General features: G+C 44.1%; 18 protein-coding genes and 1 tRNA gene. 12 read left to right on the top strand and 7 right to left on the bottom strand.

Annotation, left to right across the window (positions count from 1 at the left end):
* Positions 1-3 precede the first annotated feature (3 nt).
* The 4 genes from ACFOHL_RS01775 (at position 4) to rimI (ending at position 1801) form a co-directional block, all read left to right on the top strand.
* Positions 4-891 carry a phosphotransferase gene (locus ACFOHL_RS01775; RefSeq protein ID WP_376918478.1) on the top strand — a complete coding sequence of 296 codons (888 nt, stop codon included), beginning with the start codon at positions 4-6 and terminating at the stop codon, positions 889-891.
* A gap of 48 nt (positions 892-939) precedes the next feature.
* Positions 940-1016 (top strand) — tRNA-Trp (locus tag ACFOHL_RS01770).
* 49 nt (positions 1017-1065) lie between these two features.
* Entirely contained in the window at positions 1066-1347 is a 282-nt protein-coding gene (locus ACFOHL_RS01765; RefSeq protein WP_376918477.1) for a hypothetical protein, read from the top strand.
* Positions 1348-1351: 4 nt separating this feature from the next.
* Positions 1352-1801: a ribosomal protein S18-alanine N-acetyltransferase gene (rimI, locus tag ACFOHL_RS01760; RefSeq protein WP_376918476.1), complete on the top strand. Its 450-nt coding sequence runs from the start codon at positions 1352-1354 to the stop codon at positions 1799-1801.
* A gap of 30 nt (positions 1802-1831) precedes the next feature.
* On the opposite strand, the gene ACFOHL_RS01755 is transcribed toward rimI, so the two are convergent.
* From ACFOHL_RS01755 to ACFOHL_RS01730, 6 genes are all read right to left on the bottom strand, one after another.
* Entirely contained in the window at positions 1832-2200 is a 369-nt protein-coding gene (locus ACFOHL_RS01755) for an EamA family transporter (protein ID WP_376918475.1), read from the bottom strand.
* Positions 2201-2383: 183 nt separating this feature from the next.
* The gene (gene hflK, locus ACFOHL_RS01750) at positions 2384-3274 is read right to left on the bottom strand and encodes an FtsH protease activity modulator HflK (protein WP_376918474.1); all 891 of its coding nucleotides are present in this window, start codon (positions 3272-3274) and stop codon (positions 2384-2386) included.
* Complete coding sequence (gene hflC / locus ACFOHL_RS01745) at positions 3271-4161, bottom strand: protease modulator HflC (RefSeq protein WP_376918473.1); 891 nt, start codon at positions 4159-4161, stop codon at positions 3271-3273. Before hflC ends, hflK begins: the two co-directional genes overlap by 4 nt.
* Before the next feature lie 6 nt (positions 4162-4167).
* Positions 4168-5841 carry a cation diffusion facilitator family transporter gene (locus tag ACFOHL_RS01740; protein WP_376918472.1) on the bottom strand — a complete coding sequence of 558 codons (1674 nt, stop codon included), beginning with the start codon at positions 5839-5841 and terminating at the stop codon, positions 4168-4170.
* 6 nt (positions 5842-5847) lie between these two features.
* A complete protein-coding gene (locus ACFOHL_RS01735; protein WP_376918471.1) occupies positions 5848-7521 on the bottom strand; it encodes a hypothetical protein in 1674 nt (557 codons plus the stop codon).
* Positions 7522-7635: 114 nt separating this feature from the next.
* Positions 7636-9648, bottom strand: a complete 2013-nt coding sequence (locus ACFOHL_RS01730; protein ID WP_376918470.1) for an alkaline phosphatase PhoX — start codon at positions 9646-9648, stop codon at positions 7636-7638.
* Between the two features lie 502 nt (positions 9649-10150).
* Between ACFOHL_RS01730 and ACFOHL_RS01725 the strand changes: the two genes are divergently transcribed.
* The 6 genes from ACFOHL_RS01725 (at position 10151) to argS (ending at position 17248) form a co-directional block, all read left to right on the top strand.
* Positions 10151-10474, top strand: coding sequence for a helix-turn-helix domain-containing protein (locus ACFOHL_RS01725; protein ID WP_376918469.1), 324 nt, complete (start codon positions 10151-10153; stop codon positions 10472-10474).
* Positions 10467-11678, top strand: a complete 1212-nt coding sequence (locus ACFOHL_RS01720; protein WP_376918468.1) for a type II toxin-antitoxin system HipA family toxin — start codon at positions 10467-10469, stop codon at positions 11676-11678. The genes ACFOHL_RS01725 and ACFOHL_RS01720 overlap by 8 nt, the downstream gene beginning before the upstream one ends.
* Positions 11679-12101: 423 nt before the next feature.
* Complete coding sequence (locus ACFOHL_RS01715; RefSeq protein ID WP_376918467.1) at positions 12102-12890, top strand: type IV toxin-antitoxin system AbiEi family antitoxin; 789 nt, start codon at positions 12102-12104, stop codon at positions 12888-12890.
* Positions 12883-13797 (top strand): nucleotidyl transferase AbiEii/AbiGii toxin family protein, encoded by a 915-nt coding sequence (locus tag ACFOHL_RS01710; RefSeq protein WP_376918466.1) that lies wholly within the window; start codon positions 12883-12885, stop codon positions 13795-13797. The genes ACFOHL_RS01715 and ACFOHL_RS01710 overlap by 8 nt, the downstream gene beginning before the upstream one ends.
* 119 nt (positions 13798-13916) lie before the next feature.
* Positions 13917-15503, top strand: coding sequence for a peptide chain release factor 3 (prfC, locus tag ACFOHL_RS01705; RefSeq protein ID WP_376918465.1), 1587 nt, complete (start codon positions 13917-13919; stop codon positions 15501-15503).
* An 11-nt stretch (positions 15504-15514) separates the two neighbouring features.
* Positions 15515-17248 (top strand): arginine--tRNA ligase, encoded by a 1734-nt coding sequence (argS, locus tag ACFOHL_RS01700; protein WP_376918464.1) that lies wholly within the window; start codon positions 15515-15517, stop codon positions 17246-17248.
* A 39-nt stretch (positions 17249-17287) separates the two neighbouring features.
* On the opposite strand, the gene ACFOHL_RS01695 is transcribed toward argS, so the two are convergent.
* Positions 17288-18142, bottom strand: a complete 855-nt coding sequence (locus tag ACFOHL_RS01695; RefSeq protein ID WP_376918463.1) for a DMT family transporter — start codon at positions 18140-18142, stop codon at positions 17288-17290.
* 142 nt (positions 18143-18284) lie between these two features.
* Here ACFOHL_RS01695 and prfB point away from each other — a divergent pair.
* Positions 18285-19383, top strand: a protein-coding gene (gene prfB / locus ACFOHL_RS01690) for a peptide chain release factor 2 (protein ID WP_376918562.1) whose coding sequence is annotated in 2 segments (ribosomal slippage) — positions 18285-18359 and positions 18361-19383 — 1098 coding nt in all. Because the reading frame shifts where the segments join, the coding sequence is not laid out codon by codon here.
* A 46-nt stretch (positions 19384-19429) separates the two neighbouring features.
* Positions 19430-20983: a lysine--tRNA ligase gene (gene lysS / locus ACFOHL_RS01685; RefSeq protein WP_376918462.1), complete on the top strand. Its 1554-nt coding sequence runs from the start codon at positions 19430-19432 to the stop codon at positions 20981-20983.
* Positions 20984-21001: the final 18 nt, after the last annotated feature.

The raw sequence follows: 21001 nt of genomic DNA, 5'->3' as shown, positions 1-21001 counted from the left end.
TGATTGTCTTTACTTAGTATGCATTTACGCTCGCCAGAATTCATCCATATTCTCAACACAGTGATTGAAACTCAAAGCTCAGTTGATGTGGCGTTGCAAAGCATAGACTATATTCCCGTTAATGCTGGGGCGATAAACAATAATGTTCATGTAGTAGCGCATTGCCAAGCGAGCAACAAACTAGCTGGTGAAAAGGGAAGGTGGACATTTCATTTCTTGGCAAAGCGCTTTGTCAAAAATGCGCAACTACCCCTCGATAGGCTCGAAGTATTCCATTTGCAAAAGCGGCTAGCAAGCAAACAGTTAGCCCCGATGCCCCTGTTTTTGTCAGACGATCACACTTTGTATATTGAAGAGTGGGTAGACATTCCAGCAGACACCCCCAGCATCAGTCCTGAAAAACTGGCAGATACCTTGTGGCGTATTCACAGTACAAAGGTAAAGGCCAATCCATTAAATTTAGTTCAAGCATGGCAACAATATTTGAGGTATTTGTGTGATGACAACACTACCGACCTCTCAGAATCGGAAAAGCTAAGTTTGCAAGCGGAGTACGGGGCTATATTGCCACAATACAACTCCTTTCAGCTTACACATGGTAATGATAGCGTATTGTGCCACCATGATTTGCATCGTGCTCATGTGAGTGGTGTTGGTAGTATCTGCTTTGATTGGGAGTATGCCGCTGTGTCGACTATTTATTTTGATTTAGCTTGCACAATCAAAACCAACGAATATTCTGAGAATGACGCTATGCGTTTGTTACAGCAGTATGCCGAGACCTCAGGTAGAGCCTTCGATGTGTTGAAAAAATGTACATTTGAGGCCATGTTTTTTGTGAATTTTACAAATAAGTTGTGGTGCTTGCTTACAAAAGATACAAATGGCTAAATTAGTCCTAGATTAATTTTTCTCGATCGCTATAATGCACGGGCTTGTAGGGGTGTAGTTCGAATTGGTAGAACAGCGGTCTCCAAAACCGATGGTTGGGGGTTCGAGTCCCTCCACCCCTGCCACTTCACTTTTTAACTTTTCGTTAAAAGTCATGCTTAAGGTACAGGCACTATGGGAATAAGTCGGCATCAAAAAGCAACATTGCAAGCGATGGGCATAGACTTATACACTTCAGCCCTTAAACCGGACATTCTGTTAAAGCCTTGGATGGCTGATTTACTGCGCTTGCTCAATATTTCTGAAGATGATTGCGTATTTGAAGACAGGCCAGAACCTGCCTTTTCTGCCAATGATCGAACATTGCATTTCCCACACACACTTTCACCTGAAGACCATGTACTAAAAAAACAACTTTGGTTAGCTTGTCGCGCCCATATCTCTTTTGTCGAATAACACAGTGAGGCATCAACCCAGTATCGAAAAGATAGCGTATTGCGAATACAGTTTAGCGTATGAAATCTTTTGTGAAACAAGGCAAACACCTTGGTCTTTCTCTAGTTTTGAGTCATCTGTTACCAGCGGACTATGTTATGTGGCGAAAGAAAACAAAAACATGCTCGGTTTTGTGCTGTCTCAAAGTATGTATGAAACAGCTGAAATATTGGATATCAGTGTTACCCAAACACGCCGGAGACAAGGTATAGGGGCTTGTCTATTACATGCGCTTATTGAACATTATGCATCGACCGAAGCAGAAAGTGTGTTGTTAGAAGTAGATGAAAACAACAAAGCCGCTATTGGTTTATACAAGCAAAAGGGGTTTAAGCATATTGATACCCGTGCGAATTATTATCAATACCAAGATGGCCAAAGGTCTAGTGCTTGGGTGATGCAACTGCAGTTGTAATCGACGCTATATCGCTTTCTGATTGACTATTCATTTTGCAAGCAAGATGATACCAATAATCACAAAGGCAGTGCCCACTAGTTTGTAGCTCGTAATCGGCTCATCAAAAAGCCAATACGACAGCAACATTGTGCCAGCGATGCCTAAGCCGATAAATGGATAGGCTTTACTCAATTCGGTCTTTGATAGCACTGCTAACCAAACGCCAGTGCTGGCGACATAGGCGAGTAAGCCTGTAATGATTGAGGCGTTGTTCAATAGGGCAGAAAACCATGTAAAAACAGGTGCATTTACTGTGATTTGTTGTGTTACTAGTGTCATGCCTTGTTTAAACAAAACTTGACCGGTTACCGACAAGCATACACTGATCAGAGCAAGAAATAAGACTGTTGTGTTCACGAATAACTCGACTTAGGAAACCCCATACTAGTGTTGCGTTTACATCACCAGTATGGGCGGCTGAATTACACGACCAATGTAGGTTCAGCCATTAGGTAACTTCAAGTTCGATTGTAATAAGAATGTTGGGCTTTTCAAGTATAAAAACACTTTAGCGAGATCAGTCGGTCTGCTAAGACACTATTAGTCAGCTTTGATAACACTTAGCTGCACCTCATTTAGTACTTCTTCAAGTGTGTTCACATATTGGCGTTGCGCAGTTAGGCTTGGAGATGCTTTGTATGCCTCCAACAAGGCTAAAAAACGCTCGTGATCGCCTAGCGCCTTTTCGGTAAGGGATTTTGCATAGGCTTGCGCTTCGAGTTTTGTCTTATTTGCTTCGCTTCGTGCTTGAGCCAAGCGTGTGCTGCGCTCGCCTTTTGCTTCTTGTATAAATTTTTGTTTTTCAGAACGTGCGGTCGCCACGTTATCAAAGCCTTTTTTTATAGAAGGTGGTGGTTCAAGTCGTTTAATCTGTATTGACGTAATACGCACACCCAGTTGAAAACGGTATGTGTGTGTTTGGATGGCATTCTTAATATAGTTTTGAAAACGGGTGCGGCCGGTTGTCAACAAGCTTTCTACATCATTAGACCCTACATAATAAATAGTTTCGGAAATGGCTATTTTTTTCAGTAATACCTCGGGTTGCAGTGAAGCATTGTAATAAGCGCCCGGTTCGCTCACACTATATTGCACCTCAAGTGCCACATTGACTAAATCGCCGTCTCCTGTTGTCAGTTCAGGCTGAATGTATTTTTCTGTTTCCTCACTAAAATCAATAGCGATAGAACGAAGTGAAGTCGAAGAAATCTTTTGCACAGATTCGAAAGGCCAAGGTAATCGATAGTGCATACCCGGCATAACTTTGTCTTCAACGATTTTTCCCATTTGCGTCACTATGGCTCGCTGCTCTTGACCTACGGAGTAAAAGCCACTCAGTAAATATAATGAAGGGACGACAATAACAAGTAGAGTGACGAAAAATTTTTTGTATTTACGGCTTATAAACCTGAAATCATCCAATAAACTCATTGCTTTACGTCCTCAGGCGGTTGTAGCAGAGCGCGAAATATTGGGGTATCCGAAGACAAAATGAGTTGCGTATCGTTGTTCAGAATTTTTTTATAGGCTTCTAATTCTCGGGTGAATTTGTAGTACTCTTGATGCTCTTCAAAGGACTTGGCATACAAGCTCGCGGCTTCTGCTTCACTGTTTCCTATAACTGTTTGTGCATCCCTGTATGCAACCGCTTTTAAATTACTGACTTCTAGCGCTGTTTCTGCTCGAATTTTTGCTGCAGCTTCTTGACCTTCCGCACGATATTGTCTAGCCAGTTTATCCCACTCAGATTCCATTCGCTTATATATAGCGAGAAGATTTTGTTTGGGGAAGCCAAGGCGTTTCGGCCGAACAGACACCACTTCGATACCTAGCTCCTGAAGGGCAAGCGTATTCGCTGACTGCGTCACTTGCGCAAACGTTTGCTCGACTTGGCTACTTTGTTGCTCTACGGTGAATATCTCGTTTAAGGGAACGGCACCAATTGCCGCGCCAACTTCAGCATGAGTCAGCGTTTCGAGACGCTGTTCAGCAATCTCGCTATTTCGAACACTCGCCAAGAAAGTACGTGGATCCGCAATCTTCCACAATACAAATACGTCCAGCACTAAGTTTCTTTGATCGAGTGTGCCATATTCTGAAGCTGGCATTTGGAACATATTTAATCGTTTATCAAGCCGCTTAGTCGTTTGAATGGGCTTGGGTAGCTTAAATGCAGGACCGGCCTCACTGATCACAGAAACAGGGCGGCCAAACTGGGAGATGACCACTATTTCAGTCTCCTTCACGGCTATCACGCTAGTTGCAGCTAAGTACAAGCCAACCACCAAAAGTAAACTAAACCATACTATTCGTTTCATAAATCTTTATTTCCGTACTTGTACTTTGTTATTTACCCATTGCCTGATGTCTTCATGTGCGATGTCTTTATCTGTTATAACGATGCGCTTATTTTCTAAATGGGTACTTACTGAATTGATATAGTGATTGTACTTAAAGGCTTGTTTATGCTTTTCATACACGTCTGCGACTAGGTTGAGTCGTACGATGTCACCTTCGGCGGTTGTTAAATTTTCACTCGCTTGCGCAATATTGGCAGCAGATTGACGAATAACTTCGGCATTTGCCACAGGTAAGTCATTGAGACCTTGTGCTTCTGCTCGGTTGATTCTCTGTTGTTTTTCTTGGTGCGCGGTTAATACATCTCTGTAACTACTGACTACCATTGCGGGGGGCTGTATACTTTGCATTTGAGCATCGACAATGCTTATGTCGATACCGAATTCAGATAAGTAATGTTTAACTCTTAATGCGACTTCATCCGAAAACTGCTGATGGCTGTTTTTCAATATATCATTAAAGCGCTTACCGCCGGTGACGTCGGCAAGAGCAGACTCAGTGATTTGCTTTACAACTACGGAAAGATCATCACTTAATGTTTGAGTATCAAAGGGATTAGACAAGCGGTATTGCAAGGTGAACGCGAGGGCAAGCAAATTCTCATCCCCCGTTACTAGATAAGGGGTATTGTCAGACAATACACGATTTTCCTTAATTTCCTGCCACAACTTGTGTTCACCCCCCTGCGTATCCAGTCCTATGTTGTCAACGGTTACTGACAGAACGACTTGGTTGTCCATGAGTAGCATTGCGCCCATGGGCCAAGGAAAACGGTAATACAAGCCAGGCGGAAGTGGCGCGCTCACGTTTTTGTGAAAAAGCTGTTTAACGCCTACTTGGCCATAAGGAACTTGCTGAAAACCACTGAACACGTATGCAGCTATACAGACAATGATCGCATACCCCTTTTTTGCGTAAGCCATCCTTAGTGCTTTTTCAGAAAGGGTATGGAAGCGTTTACCAATGGGGAGTTTTTTGAGCACTTCACCTAACGAATCCATCAGTGACAAGTGATCAAAATCACTGCCTTTGACTAAGCTACGAACGCCAGATGCAAGTAATTCAAGACCCGAGAAGCCGATCATAACTGCAATTAAAATAGCGACGATATCATCTAAGTCTATGCCGATCATAAAACCGATGAGTGAGATCAACACCGCTATTGAGCTAAAAAGATCTACCAGACTGTGGTAACCATCGGCCTCAAGAGCAGGGGAGTCGGTTTCTTTGCCAACGTGAGTCTTGAGTTTTGCCATAAAAAACACTAAGGCTATCACGACTAGCATACCAAGGATGCCAAACCAGATATTATCTAGCGATTCTTTCGTATTCGCATTTATGGTTTGAACGATTTCTACGGGAACATACAAAATGATGACCGCGACGAAGATAGCCAAGACAGACTCAAGACGTCGCGCACGCTCAATGCCCTTTGCATTGTTGCTTTTTTCTTGTCCATGACGAATTACGAGACCACAAAGCAAAATGAGCGATACGATAAAGTCAGTCGCTGAATGATATGCATCAGCGAGCAAGGCTGCGCTACCCGTTAAAACTGCTAAAAAGGCTTTAATTGCAGTGAGTACTAAATCTGCACATATGGCAACTAAGGAAGTCTTTATCCTTCGGTCTTGGATCATAATGGCTTAATACTCGCGACTGTTAGCTTGATGCCAATCCAGTCGAATATCCCATACATACCTGAACTCAGGCGGAAGGGGTTGTTGATCAATACCGATGTCCCGATACACATTTGTTGCAGGGGTAATATTCACGTCTCTGCCGTATATGTAGCTTTGCTCTGACACAATTTGATGATAGGCCTTGTTGAGTTTCATCGCACGTTCATACGAAGGCACAACCAAATCGTACACACTATCTAGGCTGCGAATTTCGTCTTCTTTGACGCTTCCATCTTTGTTAAACCAACGCGTAATCATCTCTTGATTTTGTCTGAATTCATCCCCTCCGCCTACGCGTTTTAAATAGGTTAAGTATTCGCCGGTTAATTCGCCTACGTTAGGTGTGTCGGTGATTTGCCTCAAATCAGTATATCCCCAACCTGCAGCGCCTTCCTTCTTTCTGGTGAATGAAAATACAGTATCTACCGTGGCACCGACACTTTTGTGGCATCCCATGCAAAAAAACTGCTCTTCAAAATGCTGCTTTCTAAGTTCACCATTTTGATCTTCGATAAAGCCCCAAATCAGCCAACCTTGTCGGTTAGACATACCCTTATGCCCGTAATCCTGGACAGCTGGTAGATTTTCGTAATGCTTTTCTTTGCGCTCACCGTAGTTGATAGAGGTAATTTTTGCCGGTTCCATAAACTGGTTTTTTCTCGAATAGCGCAGCTCTTTCATGCGTTTCGATTGTGTGATTTGATTGTTTTCGTCTAGCCCTAAGTAGCGCACCGTATGTAAGAACTCTGTGCCTACCGGAAACAACGAGCGGGTGACAGGAATATGTGATGCATCACCAAGGTAGTAGTCGCGTGCTAGCATGAGGTTAGTGCTCAGTGACTGCACACCATCGCCATCTAAATCCAAGTCAAGTTCGGCTTCATTGATACCTGCAACAGAGATTTGATTACGCTCTTTTATCGCCATTTCGACTAAACTCAAGTTTGCAAAATAGACACTCTGCGAAAACTCGCCATTTAGCTCAGAAAATTCAGGTGATAGGCGTATCATAACGTCGTTAGTAGAGCCGTTGGTTGGCCAAAAAGTACTGGGCAGAGATTTAAATTTATAAGCAACCCAGCGCGACCCGTCTTTTGCTAGGCCATTGTCATCAAAAGCTGCTGCCCCCAAATGTAAGTCGTTTAATTTAGGATTTACGCCAGTCCAGTTGTTATCCATCCAAGCTTGCCATTGGGTGTAATTTTCGGTGTTAATGTATTCGATGATTTGCTCATCAGGCATCGCATCTATGTATGCTGTGCGATCGGTAAACAAGTTTACCCAGCTGTTGTGTCGTCCTTCATCAGAGAAGCCGTAGGTGCCTTGCAAAAAGCCATCATTTAAATCATTTACTTTGTTTTCTGACGCGGAATAGCTTTGATGGCACACATAACAAGGATTGTATTTACCTTCTGTTTTTGTATAGCACTGAGACGGGATCAATGCTTCAGGATTGTACAATTCACCTTGCTCAATCCAAGCCATTGCCGGTATGCCCTCGGTTAAACGCGCCACATTTGAAAAAGGAGACTGCTCAAAAGGAGAGGATTGGTTATCTTGAATTTGCGGTTTTTCCGCTGTACACGCTGAAAGGCAGAATATAAGACATATAAGCCACCAAATTTTCGAATGAAACACAACTGTTCTCTTTATATTATTATGTTAGCAAAGAATTGCTATTTTCTACTTTTATTCATAACAAAAGGCAGGGAAGTCTATCCCTGCCTTTGCCGGTATTGCTATTACCGCTGATTATTCAGCAGCAGTTGGATCGTACATCCACAAGGTATTGTTGGTTTGACTACCATCTTCACCGATTAAGATGCGGCCATCTTCCATCACCATGACATTGTCTGGTTGAGACAGGTTGTTAACGTCACAGCGTTCTGCGCCGTCAAGGCTTGAGCGGAATGTTGCACCCATTAGTACAGGCTCGATACGCGCCACGTCATATCCGTCGGTCAATGGCATGCGATATACACCACCGCAGTCTTTCACGCGATCGGCGAGTTGGATATCACCTTCGTCATCGATCATGCCTCTGTCAATATCTGCGATCGCGAAGTAAACGTATGCTTGAGATACCACTTCGCCGTCACCATTCACATCTGTGCCAGTTTCAGCTTCTTCAGCACGCACTACGTTTACGTTGATACCTTCAAACTTACGCCATTCAGCTGTTGCACCTTTTGCGCGAGCTGCTTTGCGAGACTCCAAAAACGCAACGCGGTCATCCATTGGTTGACCGGCTGTAATCATGCCACCAAAAGCGTCAGCATCGTCTTCTGCAAATCCTGCTGCTAATGCGTCTGCTGATGCCTCGTCAAAAGAAGGGTATGCGGCGTCACCGTTTGCCCATGCAATCGCATCAGCATCAGTTAGGTAACTGCTCTTACCCGCAACGTATTCGTCAACACCCACGCTGTCGTATTCTGCAATCCAAGTTTCAATTTGCGCATTGTTACCACTTGCAAGTTCAATCCACTCAATATCAAAACCAGTGGTGGCAGGCTCATTACTGCCGGCATCTTGCGTGATTTTTGCGGCATAAAGCGTTCCTGCACTCAAGTCACCTGCTGTATCAGCAATAAACTTAAAGAAAACACCATTGGTATTGTCTTGTGATAGGTAAACAGTGCGTTGATCAGGCATGACCACCGAGTTCTCGTGCTCGTAACGTCCCATCGCGTAGTGTTTTACTGGTACAACGTTTGTAACGTCTGCGTCCATTGGGTTAGTTATTTCAACGATGTAGTGGTAGCGATAAGTATTTGGGAAAGTATCGGCTTCTTGTGCTGTTGTCTGCACGCCATTGATGTAAGTGGCCAATGCATTTCGTGAAGCTGTGTCGTCGTCCAAGGTGTCGTCTGGAGCGTTCCAAAACTCGGTTGCATCACCAAAATTACCCCATTCTTCAGAGGTTAGCGGGGTATTCCAAGGAGATAGCGTACCAAAACAGTTTGCAATAGTGCCGTATGCGCCAAAATCAAGCATTTCAGCATCGTTAACTGTCCACTTTACGTCACCTGAGTCTTTAGTGAGTGACACACGACTCATACCACCGGGGAAAAACTCCCAGTTGGTAAACAAGTAACCATTGTTTTCATCCATTGGCACATAAGCGTTAAAGTCAACCATGTCAGAGCGCACAACTTCAAACGCGCCCGAGGCATCATAGACCGAGCCTATTCCTTCTGCAGGTGCGCCGGCAAATTGGTCACCGCCCTTAATGAGCACTTGGTACTCACCATAGGCAACCTGCACTGTTTGTTTTTCTTCGTCAGTCAACGGAACCGGTGAAGATATGGTATTTCGTGGTAGTTTGTTGATGTTTACGCCAGTCACAACACCGACAATCGCGTCGTTATGAATAATACCGTCTGCATCTTCCACGTTGTTTGCAGAGTCTGGATGCTGAGCGTTAAAGAACAAATCACCATTTGGCGAAAGGAACATACCCGTAACTTCTGCACCTAAGGGTACTGTGGCTAAACGTGTTAAGCCCGCTGCCATCGTAACGGTTGCGTTGCCGTCACGACCGTCAGATCCATCTTGCCCTGGCACACCGTCCTGTCCTGGCGTTCCGTCTTGCCCTGGTGCACCGTCTTGTCCAGCAGGACCTTGAGCGCCAGCCGGGCCTTGAGCACCATCGTCTCCGTCACATGCTGTTAAAGCGAAAAGTGGAATAGCCACCATCGCAGCTCTGCGTATGGCTTGCGCTAAACGTGTTTGTGTAAACACTGTCGTTTTGCTTAATGTGTTCATTTGAAGTTACCTTTTTTATTAGTCGAAAACCCCAGTCAGTAAAATTGTCAGCATGGTCGTTACTCACAATCGATGAGAGAGGGTTTGTTAATCGTTGTTAAGTTGTTGATATCTTCAAAAGGAGACGTCTGACTAATTTTTAGTAATAGACGAATTGAAGTAGAAATTATTCGTGAAGTATCTTAACAACCTGTTGGAAATTACAAGTTGTTGATTACGATTACATTAAACAAAAATTACATTAATGTTACGTAGAAAATTTAGGTTTGAACCGTGGGGGCATCCTAAGGGCAAATATAAGAATATGAATGTTTTTGTTTACAGCGCTTAGTACCGTAAAACGCGAGGTGTTTAAACCTGAGTCTGATGCTAGGTATCTATCAAAACATATCAAGTCATTTAATTTGATTCATTAAAGTATATCAATCTTGATTCTTTTGGTTGTGTTTGATGTATATTTATAGATAATATTATTTATTCGATATGTAAAGGTATATCAAATATGGGTTATGCAACCGATCAAATATTGGAAAGCTTGCGAGAGGCGCGGGCGCGTAAGGGACTTAGCCAGCGGGAGCTAAGTGCCCGTTCTGGCGTGCCGCAAAGCCATATCTCTAAAATTGAGTCTGGCGGCGTTGACTTGCGGGTATCCAGTTTGATCGCTTTGGCGCGTGTGTTGGATTTGGAGCTGTTTTTAGCGCCTAAGAAGTCAATGCCAGCTATTAAGTCGATTACGCGCTCTACTGTGGGCGGGGGGGAGTTGGAAGCGGTATCGCCAGCTTATAGTCTGGACGCCCTAGAAGATGAAGATAGCGGCGATGAGTAATGTGTCTACATTGAATGTTCTGCTTTATGGTCAGCCGATTGGGACGATTACCAATGTCGGGCATGACAGAACATTATTAGCGTTTACGGACGACTATATCAATAACGTAGCTCGGCCAGTTTTAAGCCTGGGATTTAAGGACTCTTTGGGTGGTTTGATTACGGATTTTAAGCCGACACAAACCAAGCTAACGCCGTTTATCTCTAACCTGTTGCCAGAAGAGACAATGCGTCATTATCTGGCGGAACGTGCGAATGTTAATCCGGCGCGTGAGTTTTTTTTACTGTGGGTGTTGGGGCAGGACTTACCAGGTGCGATCACTGTCGTACCCGCCGACGGTGAGACCATACCACCTAATGTGCATGCAGAGGTGGAAGAGGGAGATGCGTCAGAACAGCCTATGCGGTTTTCATTGGCTGGGGCGCAGTTGAAGTTTTCAGCGGTGCAGCAGGCGGCTGGAGGTTTGACTATTCCAGTTTCAGGAACAGGCGGTTCATGGGTAGTGAAATTGCCATCATCTCGCTTTAAGGCTGTGCCAGAAAACGAATATTCAATGATGGAATTGGCGCGCATGTTGGGTATGGACGTACCTGAAACTCAGCTACTGCCAATTGATCAGATTGCCAATATCCCTGAAGGCATTGGCAAGTTTGGCAATAGTGCCTTTGCGATTAAACGCTTTGACCGCGCCGATGGGCAAGCAGTTCATATTGAAGACTTTGCTCAGGTTTTTGGCGTATACCCGCAAGATAAATACAAGAAAGCCAGTATGCGCAATATCGCGCAGGTTATCGGCATAGAAGGACAAGAAGAGGATGTTGCCGAGTTTATCCGTAGGCTAGTGTTTAATACACTAATCGGTAATGCTGACATGCACCTTAAAAACTGGTCATTGATTTATAAAGATAAACGCACGGCATCCATTGCGCCAGCTTATGATTTTGTTTCGACTATTTCGTATATTCCTGATAATAGCGCAGCGCTAAAAGTTAGTCGTAGTAATAAATTTAGCGATTTTACTTACGACGAGCTATTGCACTTAGCCGCCAAAGCTATGCTTCCGGAAAAGCTGGTACTGGACACAGCAAAGCAAGCGGTTGAAGGCTTTTATGAGGTATGGGCGAAAGAGAAAACCCATTTGCTGCTGACCAAAGGCACGATCGACGCAATCGATAAACACTTACGAGACGTGCCTTTACGCTGAGAATTGGATATTAAAAGTGTACACAATTAATGACTAAATAGGCGTTTAAGTATATGGATGGGTCGTGATATAGAGCTTGGTGGCGATGTATTTACCATCGAAACGGGCTATCAGGAAGTACATATTTTATGGAATCACTAACCGGACTGGCCTTTGTCATGGCTGGGGCTTAACTGCCCGAACTTTTGGGGCTCAGCGGCCTATGGTCATAAATGCTCATGCTTCGCGTATCTTGTCTCCTGATCTCGCCAAGGCTGAGCCCCAAAAGTGCCATTGCCCCCTCTGGTCTCAATGGCGACAGATGAGGCGGCAAAGCCGCTCTTAGTTTAAAATATCGTCTTTTTAGGTACTTAAAGTACCCAAAAAGTAAAAAATATAAACCTTTTGATTGATCCGGTTTAAAAAGTAAGTTAGGTTGGTACTATGAGTACCGAAAACGAGTCAAAATTAAACCATTTGCTCAGCACTCAGCCTTTGGGTGTCGTGCTTTCTTCGGCATGGCTCGCTGATCAGGGCTACAGCCTTGATTTGCAGAAACGCTATAAACGAAGCCAGTGGTTTGATTCTATCGGTACAGGGGCGCTGATACGCCATAGCGATCAGGTGGACTATCTGGGTGGTATCTATGCCTTGCAGAGCCAGTTAGGTCTATCTGTGCATCCAGCCGCTAAAACCGCGCTATCCGTGCAGGGTAAAGCGCATTATTTGGAGCTGGTGACTAAATCAGTTCAGCTCTTTGGTGGCAAGGATGACAGTTTGCCCCTTTGGTTTAAAAAGCGAGATTGGGGTGTCAGTGTCGGTTGTAAGCTGACATCGTTTCTACCGTCGGGACTTGGCTTAGTAGAAATAGAGCATAAGGGTTTTAAGGTAAAAGTATCCAGCCCCGCACGAGCAGTGATGGAGTGCCTTTATCTGGCTCCTAAGTCTCAATCGCTTTTGGAAGTATTTGAGTTGATGGAAGGGCTAAACAATCTACGGCCAGCCAGCGTTCAAAAATTGCTGGAAGGCTGTACTTCCGTGAAGGTAAAACGCCTGTTTTTGTATCTGGCGGATAAGGCAGGCCATGACTGGCTTAGCTATATCAGCCTCGATAATGTTGATCTGGGCTCAGGTAAACGCGCCATAGTGAATGACGGTGTTTATGTTTCGAAGTACCAGATAACCGTGCCCAAGGCTCTTGATTCAGTGAACGGGGAGGCCGCTCATGAATGAAGCTTATAAAAAGCAGGTCAGGCTTCTTTTGGATGTGCTGCCTGAAGTCGCCAAAGAAGAATGCTTTGCCATGCATGGCGGTACGGCGATCAATCTCTTTGTACGGGATATGCCAAGGCTGTCAGTGGATATCGACTTAACCTATGTCGAGATAGCCGAGCGGAATGAAACACTAGAAGGCATTAATGCGGCCTTGCTAAGGATTAAAGAGCGTATCGAAGCACTGCGTCCATCGATACGGGCTCAGCATAAAGGTAAGGTTTGTAAGCTGCAACTTGATGAGCGCGGTGTACTCATCAAGATTGAAGTGAATATGGTAGGGCGGGGCTTGTTAGGTGAGCCCAATAAAGCGCCCCTTTGTGAAGCTGCTCAAGAGCAGTTCGATGCGTTTTGCGCCATGCCGCTGGTGCCGTTGGCACAGCTATATGGTGGTAAGATTTGTGCTGCCTTGGATAGACAGCATCCACGAGATTTATTTGATGTAAAGCTCTTGTTTGAAAATGAAGGGCTGGAAAACGAAGGCTTTACCGATGAAATAAAGCGAGGCTTTATTTTTGGTCTGGTCAGCAGTAATCGCCCAACATATGAAATGCTCTCTCCGAATTTATTGGACCAGCGTACAGCGTTTGAAAATCAATTCGAAGGCATGACGACGATTGAGTTTAGTTACGATGATTATGAGGCCACAAGGCTAAAACTTATCGAAACAATTAAAGCCAGCTTGAACAGTGATGATAAAGCCTTTTTATTGAGTTTGAATCGTCTGGAGCCAGATTGGTCGATTTACGATTATCAGAGTTTTCCATCTGTGAAATGGAAGCTCTTAAACTTAGAAAAGTTTAGACGCGAAAATTCAGATACTTACCAGCAACAGCTCGAAAAGCTGGAAACTATTTTGGATAATTAATTTATAGAACATACGTTTTTAGATAGAATACGGCGCCTTTTGCTTTAGCTACCAGAAAGCAGAGCAGGGGCGTTTTATAAACGGGTGTAAATTTAGGTGTAAATAAGGGTTTTTGGTGTATGGCAGATAGCAATTTTTCTAATGAAATCAACAAGCGAAGGACTTTTGCTATCATCTCGCACCCCGATGCGGGTAAAACTACCATTACTGAAAAAGTATTGTTGTTTGGGCAAGCGTTGCAAGTCGCCGGTACGGTCAAAGGTAAAAAATCGGGGCAGCACGCTAAATCTGACTGGATGGAAATGGAAAAAGAGCGGGGGATATCAGTTACTACCTCTGTGATGCAATTTCCTTACGGTGAACATCTTGTAAACTTACTGGATACACCAGGACACGAAGATTTTTCTGAAGATACATATAGAACGCTTACGGCGGTCGATTCTTGCCTAATGGCTATTGATGCCGCAAAAGGTGTAGAAGACAGAACGCGTAAATTAATGGAAGTCACGCGTTTACGTGATACGCCCATCATTACATTCATGAATAAATTGGATCGCGATATACGCGATCCACTAGAATTGCTCGATGAAGTCGAAACTGAATTAAATATTGCCTGCGCACCCATTACTTGGCCAATTGGTTGTGGCAAATCGTTCAAAGGGGTGTATCACCTGCACAGAGATGAAACGATCTTATATCAAACCGGACAAGGTCATACAATACAGGACGTCAACATTGTAAAAGGTTTAGACAATCCTGAGCTAGATCGCGCAGTGGGTGACGATCTTGCTAGTCAGTTACGCGAAGAGCTGGAACTCGTATTGGGTGCCTCGAACGAGTTTGACTTAGAGCTGTTTTTAGATGGGCAAATAACACCTGTATTTTTTGGCACAGCGCTAGGTAATTTTGGTGTTGATCACATGCTGGATGGCCTGACTCAATGGGCACCTGCGCCGCAAGGACGAGAAAACGAACACGGCAAGGTTGAGGCTTTGGATAATAAATTCAGTGGTTTCGTGTTCAAGATCCAAGCTAATATGGATCCCAAACACCGTGACAGAATTGCGTTCTGTCGCATTGTTTCAGGCAAATACCAAAAAGGCATGAAAATGCGCCACACGCGTATTGGTAAAGACGTGCGCGTATCTGATGCCTTAACATTTTTGGCTGGCGACCGAGCCCTTCTGGAAGAGGCCTACGCAGGTGATATTATTGGCTTGCATAATCATGGCTCTATGCGGATTGGCGACACCTTTACGCAAGGCAACGATTACTCGTTTACGGGGATTCCTAACTTTGCGCCAGAATTGTTTAAGCGCATACGATTAAAAGATCCTTTGAAACAAAAACAACTGCAAAAAGGCTTGATTCAACTGTCAGAAGAAGGTGCCGTCCAGGTCTTTCGACCGCTCATTAATAATGATCTCATTGTGGGTGCAGTAGGTGTGCTGCAATTTGATGTGGTCGTGGCGCGTTTGAAAGCTGAATACAATGTTGATGCCATCTACGAACACGTAAATGTGGCAACGGCTCGTTGGATTTATGGTGATGATAAAAAAGTAGATGAGATCAGACGCAAAGCAGAAGCCAATATAGCCATTGATGGTGCCGACAATTTGGCCTACATTGCCCCCACTATGGTGAACCTATCACTGGCTCAAGAACGTTATCCCGATATCACCTTTGCCGCGACCAGAGAACAATAAGAGAATAATTCATGTTAATACAAGCCCTTTTAGTAGAAAGATTTACACAGGCTGTAAAAAAATTAGGTGTCGAAAATGCACCTATACCCATTAGTAAAAGTACAAAAGCGGGATTTGGCGACTACCAGTTCAATGGCGCGATGGCTTTAGCCAAACAACTCAAAAAAAGTCCAAGGGATATTGCACAGTTAATTGTTGACGCGGTTGATATATCTGATTTAGCAGAAAACTGTGAAATCGCGGGACCAGGTTTTATCAATATTCATCTATCGAAAAGTTGGTTGGCAGCGCAATTGATGCTAGCCAACGCCGATCTTCGTTTAAACGTTAGCAAGCAAAAATCTGAAAAAGTGGTTGTCGATTACTCTGCGCCAAATTTAGCAAAAGAAATGCACGTTGGTCATTTGCGCAGTACGATCATTGGTGACGCCGTAGTCAGAGTGTTGGAGTTTTTGGGGCATGATGTGCTGCGGCAAAATCACATGGGTGATTGGGGTACGCAATTTGGTATGTTGCTCGCCCATTTGAGCGACAAACTTGCCGATAATCAGGTGGCAAGCACTGCACTTTCTGATTTAGAAGATTTTTATCGTGAAGCAAAAATCCGTTTCGACAATGAAGAGGGCTTTGCCGATAGAGCTAGAGAGTATGTGGTCAAGCTGCAGGGTGGGGACCAACAGTGTCTTGCCTTATGGGAGCAGTTTATTCAAGTCTCTGTGTCACACAGTGAAGAGGTATACAAAAAGCTCAATGTCACCCTCAAAAATGAGCATATTATGGGAGAGAGTGCCTATAATGACGATTTGACACCGTTAGTGGATGATTTGATGGCGCGAGGCATTGCTCAGGAAGACCAAGGTGCCAAGCTCGTCTTTATACCTGAACTTGCCGACAAGGAGGGTAAACCGGCCGTTTACATCATTCAAAAATCTGGCGGTGGTTACTTGTACTCAACAACCGACTTAGCGGCTATTCGTCATCGATGTGGGAATCTTGGCGCACAACGTACCCTTATTTTTACCGACGCCCGTCAAGCCCTTCATTTTAAACAAACAGAGATAGTGGCGCGCAAAGCCGGTTACTTGACTAGTGAGCAATCCTACCAACACTGTCCTTTTGGCATGATGCTAGGTAAAGATGGCAAACCGTTTAAAACGCGCACAGGAGGCACGGTTAAGTTAGCTGATTTATTAGATGAAGCGGTGGATAGAGCAACATCCTTGCTCGCTTCACGTGATTTGTCTCATAACGAAAGCGCATTAGCAAATATTGCAAAGACGGTCGGCATTGGCGCTGTAAAATATGCGGATTTAAGTAAAAATCGTACAACAGACTATGTATTTGATTGGGACGCAATGCTGTCTTTTGAAGGCAATACTGCGCCCTACCTACAGTATGCTTACACTCGCATTCGAAGTATCTTTAGAAAAGCAAAGGTAGACTTAGAATCGCAAAGTGCCGAAATTGTTATAAGTAACGATAATGAAAGTGCGCTTGCTGTAAAGCTACTGCAATTTGAAGAAACACTGATTGTGCTTGCGAAAGAAGCAAGTCCGCATTTGCTGTGCACATACTTGTATGAGCTTGCTAGCCTGTTTATGCGTTTTTATGAAAGCAGCCCAATTTTAAAAGACGAAGTGACGGCAGAGATAAAAGCTAGTCGTTTGAGTATTGCTGCTTTGAGTGCGAAAACAATCAAGCAGGGCTTGTCCATGTTAGGTATTGATACCCTAGAACAAATGTAAAACTTCGAATAAAACCGTTGATGCAGCTAGTATTTCAAGCTAGCTGCTTGCCGAATCCCTTGATTTTTGCTGTTTTAGCGCAATGTAAATACCGATGATAATGATGCAAGAAGCCGCGATCATCAATGCACTTAAACTCTCGTCCAACAACAAAATACCGGCAAATGTGGCAATCACAGGCACAGATAATTGAAGGACGGCGGCCTTCGACGATTTCAAGTGTGGTAAGCATACATACCAAATGGCATAACCCAAGCCCGATGTAACTGCTCCCGATATGACCGCATAGAGCGCGCCATCTGCAGGAACAGATATCCCTTGCCAAGTAAATGCTACTAAAACCGCGGCGAAGGGTAGGGATTTTAGAAAGTTATCCGCGCTCACTAATAAGGGCGCACGATTGGATTTGCCCTTTATCGTATAATATGCCCATGCCATCCCTGCAATTACCATGAATACCGCGTATAACACCGCAGAGACTTGAGAGGGCGTCAGTAATAGGCTTAAACCCACAATAGCCAAGACAAAGCCAATCCATTGATTAGGTGAGAATTTGTCTCCTTTACTAAAGGCGATAAACAGCATGCTTATTTGTACCGTCGCAAACAGAATAAAGGCTCCGGTCCCAGTATCCAGAGAAACATACGACCAAGAGAAGGCTGCTGCATACACAAAAAGGGCGGAGGCTGACAGCCAATTACCCTGTCCAATAAAACGTTGTTTTTGAGACAATGCGATTAAGGCAAGCACAATTGCGCCAGAGCCGAGCCGAATAAAAGTAAAACTCGAAGGATCAATTTGCGTATGGGCAAGTGCTAATCGACAAAGTAAGGAGTTGCCGGCAAAGGCCAGCAAAGAAAAACTAACTGTTAACAACAAGGTATAAAAGCTCAATGGATATCCTGATTGATAGTGTCTTTGGCACTTTAAAATAAAAGACCTGAGAAAAGCCTAAAACTTCTCGCAAGTGTATCAATAATTTGTATTTTTCTGTAAAATTCGCGCAATTTATTATATTGAATCGAAATTGGCTGAAATGTTTGAAGTAAATCCAATTAACAATGCTATCGCAGATATTCGGGCGCGCAGTGAAGCGCTTAGGGGGTATCTTTGACTATGATCTTAAAGTTGAGCGTTTAGAAGAAGTATCAAGAGAGCTAGAGTCGCCTGAAGTATGGAATGACCCTGAGAACGCGCAAAAACTAGGTAAAGAGAAAGTCGCTTTAGAGCAGGTGGTTGACACGATTATACAGCTCGAACAGGGCACCGAAGACGTTGAGGGGCTGGTCGAATTAGCGCTCGAAGCAGAAGATCAAGACACCTTTGATGAGGCCGAAAGCGAACTGGCTGAGCTGACTAAAGCACTCGAGCTATTAGAGTTTAGGCGCATGTTCTCGGGAGCCAATGATGCCAATGATGCTTACATTGACATTCAGTCAGGTTCAGGAGGGACGGAAGCGCAAGACTGGGCGAATATGCTGCTTAGAATGTATTTACGCTGGGGTGAAGAGCAGGGCTTTAAAACAGAGTTAATCGAAGTTTCGGATGGCGATGTCGCTGGAATTAAAAGCGCTACTATTCGTTTTCAAGGTGAGTATGCCTTTGGTTGGTTGCGCACTGAAACTGGGGTTCATCGTTTGGTAAGAAAATCGCCGTTTGACTCAGGTAATCGTCGTCACACTTCATTTGCGTCGGCCTTTGCATACCCAGAAGTCAACGATGACATCGATATTGATATTAACCCAGCTGATCTGCGGATTGACACCTATCGCGCTTCAGGTGCGGGGGGGCAGCACGTAAATAGAACAGATTCTGCGGTAAGGATTACACACTTACCCACAAATACTGTGGTACAGTGCCAGAATGATCGTTCGCAACATAAAAACAAAGATCAAGCCATGAAGCAATTAAAAGCAAAGCTTTATGAGCTTGAAATTCAAAAACAAAATGCAGAAAAACAGGCCTTAGAAGACACAAAATCAGACATTGGTTGGGGGAGTCAAATCCGCTCATATGTGCTTGACGATTCGCGCATCAAAGATTTGCGAACAGGCGTCGAAACTCGCAACACGCAAGCTGTGTTGGACGGCGATTTAAACAAGTTTATTGTCGCCAGCTTGAAATCGGGTTTATAAGCATCAAACAAAGGTCAACTGGCTTTACTACTATTCAGGAAAAATAATGACAACGCAGCAACATGATGAAAATAAGTTAATTGCAGAACGACGAGCAAAATTAGCGAGCATTCGTCAACAATGTGAATCAAACGGCTTTCCCAATCAGTTTAGACGCGAAAATTACGCGCAAGACATTCAGGATACCTATGCTGGTTTTGAAAAAGACGAATTAGCGGAACAAAACAACATTCTATCTATTGCTGGGCGTGTCATGGCAAAACGCGGTCCCTTTTTGTTGCTACAAGATATGACTGGACATATTCAGGCCTATGCTGATAAAGGTGTGCAAAAAGCCATAAAAGCAAAATATGGCAGCTTGGATATCGGCGACATCATCGGTGTTAAGGGCGCTTTACACAAGTCAGGAAAAGGCGATTTATACGTGAATATGGAATCATATGAGCTGTTAACTAAAGCCTTGCGACCGCTGCCAGAAAAATTTCATGGACTCGCTGATCAGGAAACCAAGTATCGTCAGCGTTATGTCGACTTAATCACAAATCCTGATACCAGAAACACTTTTCAAATTCGCAGTAAAATCGTCAGCGGCATCCGTAAGTTTCTGATTGAAAGACGGTTTTTAGAAGTCGAAACGCCGATGCTCCAGGTTATTCCAGGTGGTGCCACAGCTAAGCCATTCGTGACCCATCACAACGCAATGGACATTGATATGTACTTGCGAATTGCGCCTGAGCTATATCTTAAGCGCTTAGTTGTCGGTGGTTTTGAGCGCGTCTTCGAAATCAACCGCAATTTTCGTAACGAAGGTTTGTCTACTCGTCACAATCCAGAGTTTACCATGTTGGAATTTTATCAAGCCTATGCCGATTATAACGACTTGATGAACCTTACCGAAGACATGCTACGTGAGCTGGCGCAAGATGTGTTGGGTACAACGGTGGTTTGTAACACCATTAAGAATGCAGAAGGCGAGGTGATTGAAGAAAAACAATACGACTTTGGTAAGCCCTTTGTACGTTTGAGCATGGCAGAAGCCGTGATTAAATACTGGCCTGAAGCCAATGCAGAAGCGATTAATGACCCCGAAAATAACCTCGAAGCACTTAAAGCAATGGCTAAGCAATTGCATATTAAAGAACCTGAAGTAGAAGGCATTTGGGGGCCGGGTAAATATTTGTGCGAAATATTCGAGGCGACGGCTGAAGAACAACTCGATCAACCCACGTTTATTACCGAATACCCTTGGGAGGTGTCGCCACTAGCCAGACGCAATGACCAAAACCCCTTTGTAACGGATCGTTTTGAGTTTTTTGTGGGGGGACGTGAGTTGGCAAATGGCTTCTCCGAGCTGAATGATTCTGAAGATCAAGCCGCCCGCTTTAGAAAACAAGTCGAAGAAAAAGATGCGGGCGACGATGAAGCAATGCATTTTGACGAAGATTACATTGCTGCCTTGGAATATGGATTACCTCCCACAGCTGGAGAAGGGATAGGTATTGACCGACTAGTGATGCTGTTTTCTGATAGCCCAACCATTAAAGATGTCATATTGTTCCCTCATATGAAACCCATCAGTACGACAGATAGTACCGAGTAAGTGATTGCTTGTAATAGC

The sequence above is a fragment of the Agaribacter flavus genome, from assembly GCF_042646125.1.
In the GTDB taxonomy this organism is placed as follows: domain Bacteria; phylum Pseudomonadota; class Gammaproteobacteria; order Enterobacterales; family Alteromonadaceae; genus Glaciecola; species Glaciecola flavus.
This window is presented reverse-complemented; position numbering and strand designations above follow the sequence as displayed.

Excerpts from the sequence above, each read along its gene's own strand:
- ACFOHL_RS01765 (WP_376918477.1), top strand. The coding sequence starts at position 1,066 with ATGGGAATAAGTCGGCATCAAAAAGCAACATTGCAAGCGATGGGCATA.
- hflK (WP_376918474.1), bottom strand. The coding sequence starts at position 3,274 with ATGAGTTTATTGGATGATTTCAGGTTTATAAGCCGTAAATACAAAAAA.
- hflC (WP_376918473.1), bottom strand. The coding sequence starts at position 4,161 with ATGAAACGAATAGTATGGTTTAGTTTACTTTTGGTGGTTGGCTTGTAC.
- ACFOHL_RS01740 (WP_376918472.1), bottom strand. The coding sequence starts at position 5,841 with ATGATCCAAGACCGAAGGATAAAGACTTCCTTAGTTGCCATATGTGCA.
- ACFOHL_RS01730 (WP_376918470.1), bottom strand. The coding sequence starts at position 9,648 with ATGAACACATTAAGCAAAACGACAGTGTTTACACAAACACGTTTAGCG.
- ACFOHL_RS01725 (WP_376918469.1), top strand. The coding sequence starts at position 10,151 with ATGGGTTATGCAACCGATCAAATATTGGAAAGCTTGCGAGAGGCGCGG.
- ACFOHL_RS01720 (WP_376918468.1), top strand. The coding sequence starts at position 10,467 with ATGAGTAATGTGTCTACATTGAATGTTCTGCTTTATGGTCAGCCGATT.
- ACFOHL_RS01715 (WP_376918467.1), top strand. The coding sequence starts at position 12,102 with ATGAGTACCGAAAACGAGTCAAAATTAAACCATTTGCTCAGCACTCAG.
- ACFOHL_RS01710 (WP_376918466.1), top strand. The coding sequence starts at position 12,883 with ATGAATGAAGCTTATAAAAAGCAGGTCAGGCTTCTTTTGGATGTGCTG.
- prfC (WP_376918465.1), top strand. The coding sequence starts at position 13,917 with ATGGCAGATAGCAATTTTTCTAATGAAATCAACAAGCGAAGGACTTTT.
- argS (WP_376918464.1), top strand. The coding sequence starts at position 15,515 with ATGTTAATACAAGCCCTTTTAGTAGAAAGATTTACACAGGCTGTAAAA.
- lysS (WP_376918462.1), top strand. The coding sequence starts at position 19,430 with ATGACAACGCAGCAACATGATGAAAATAAGTTAATTGCAGAACGACGA.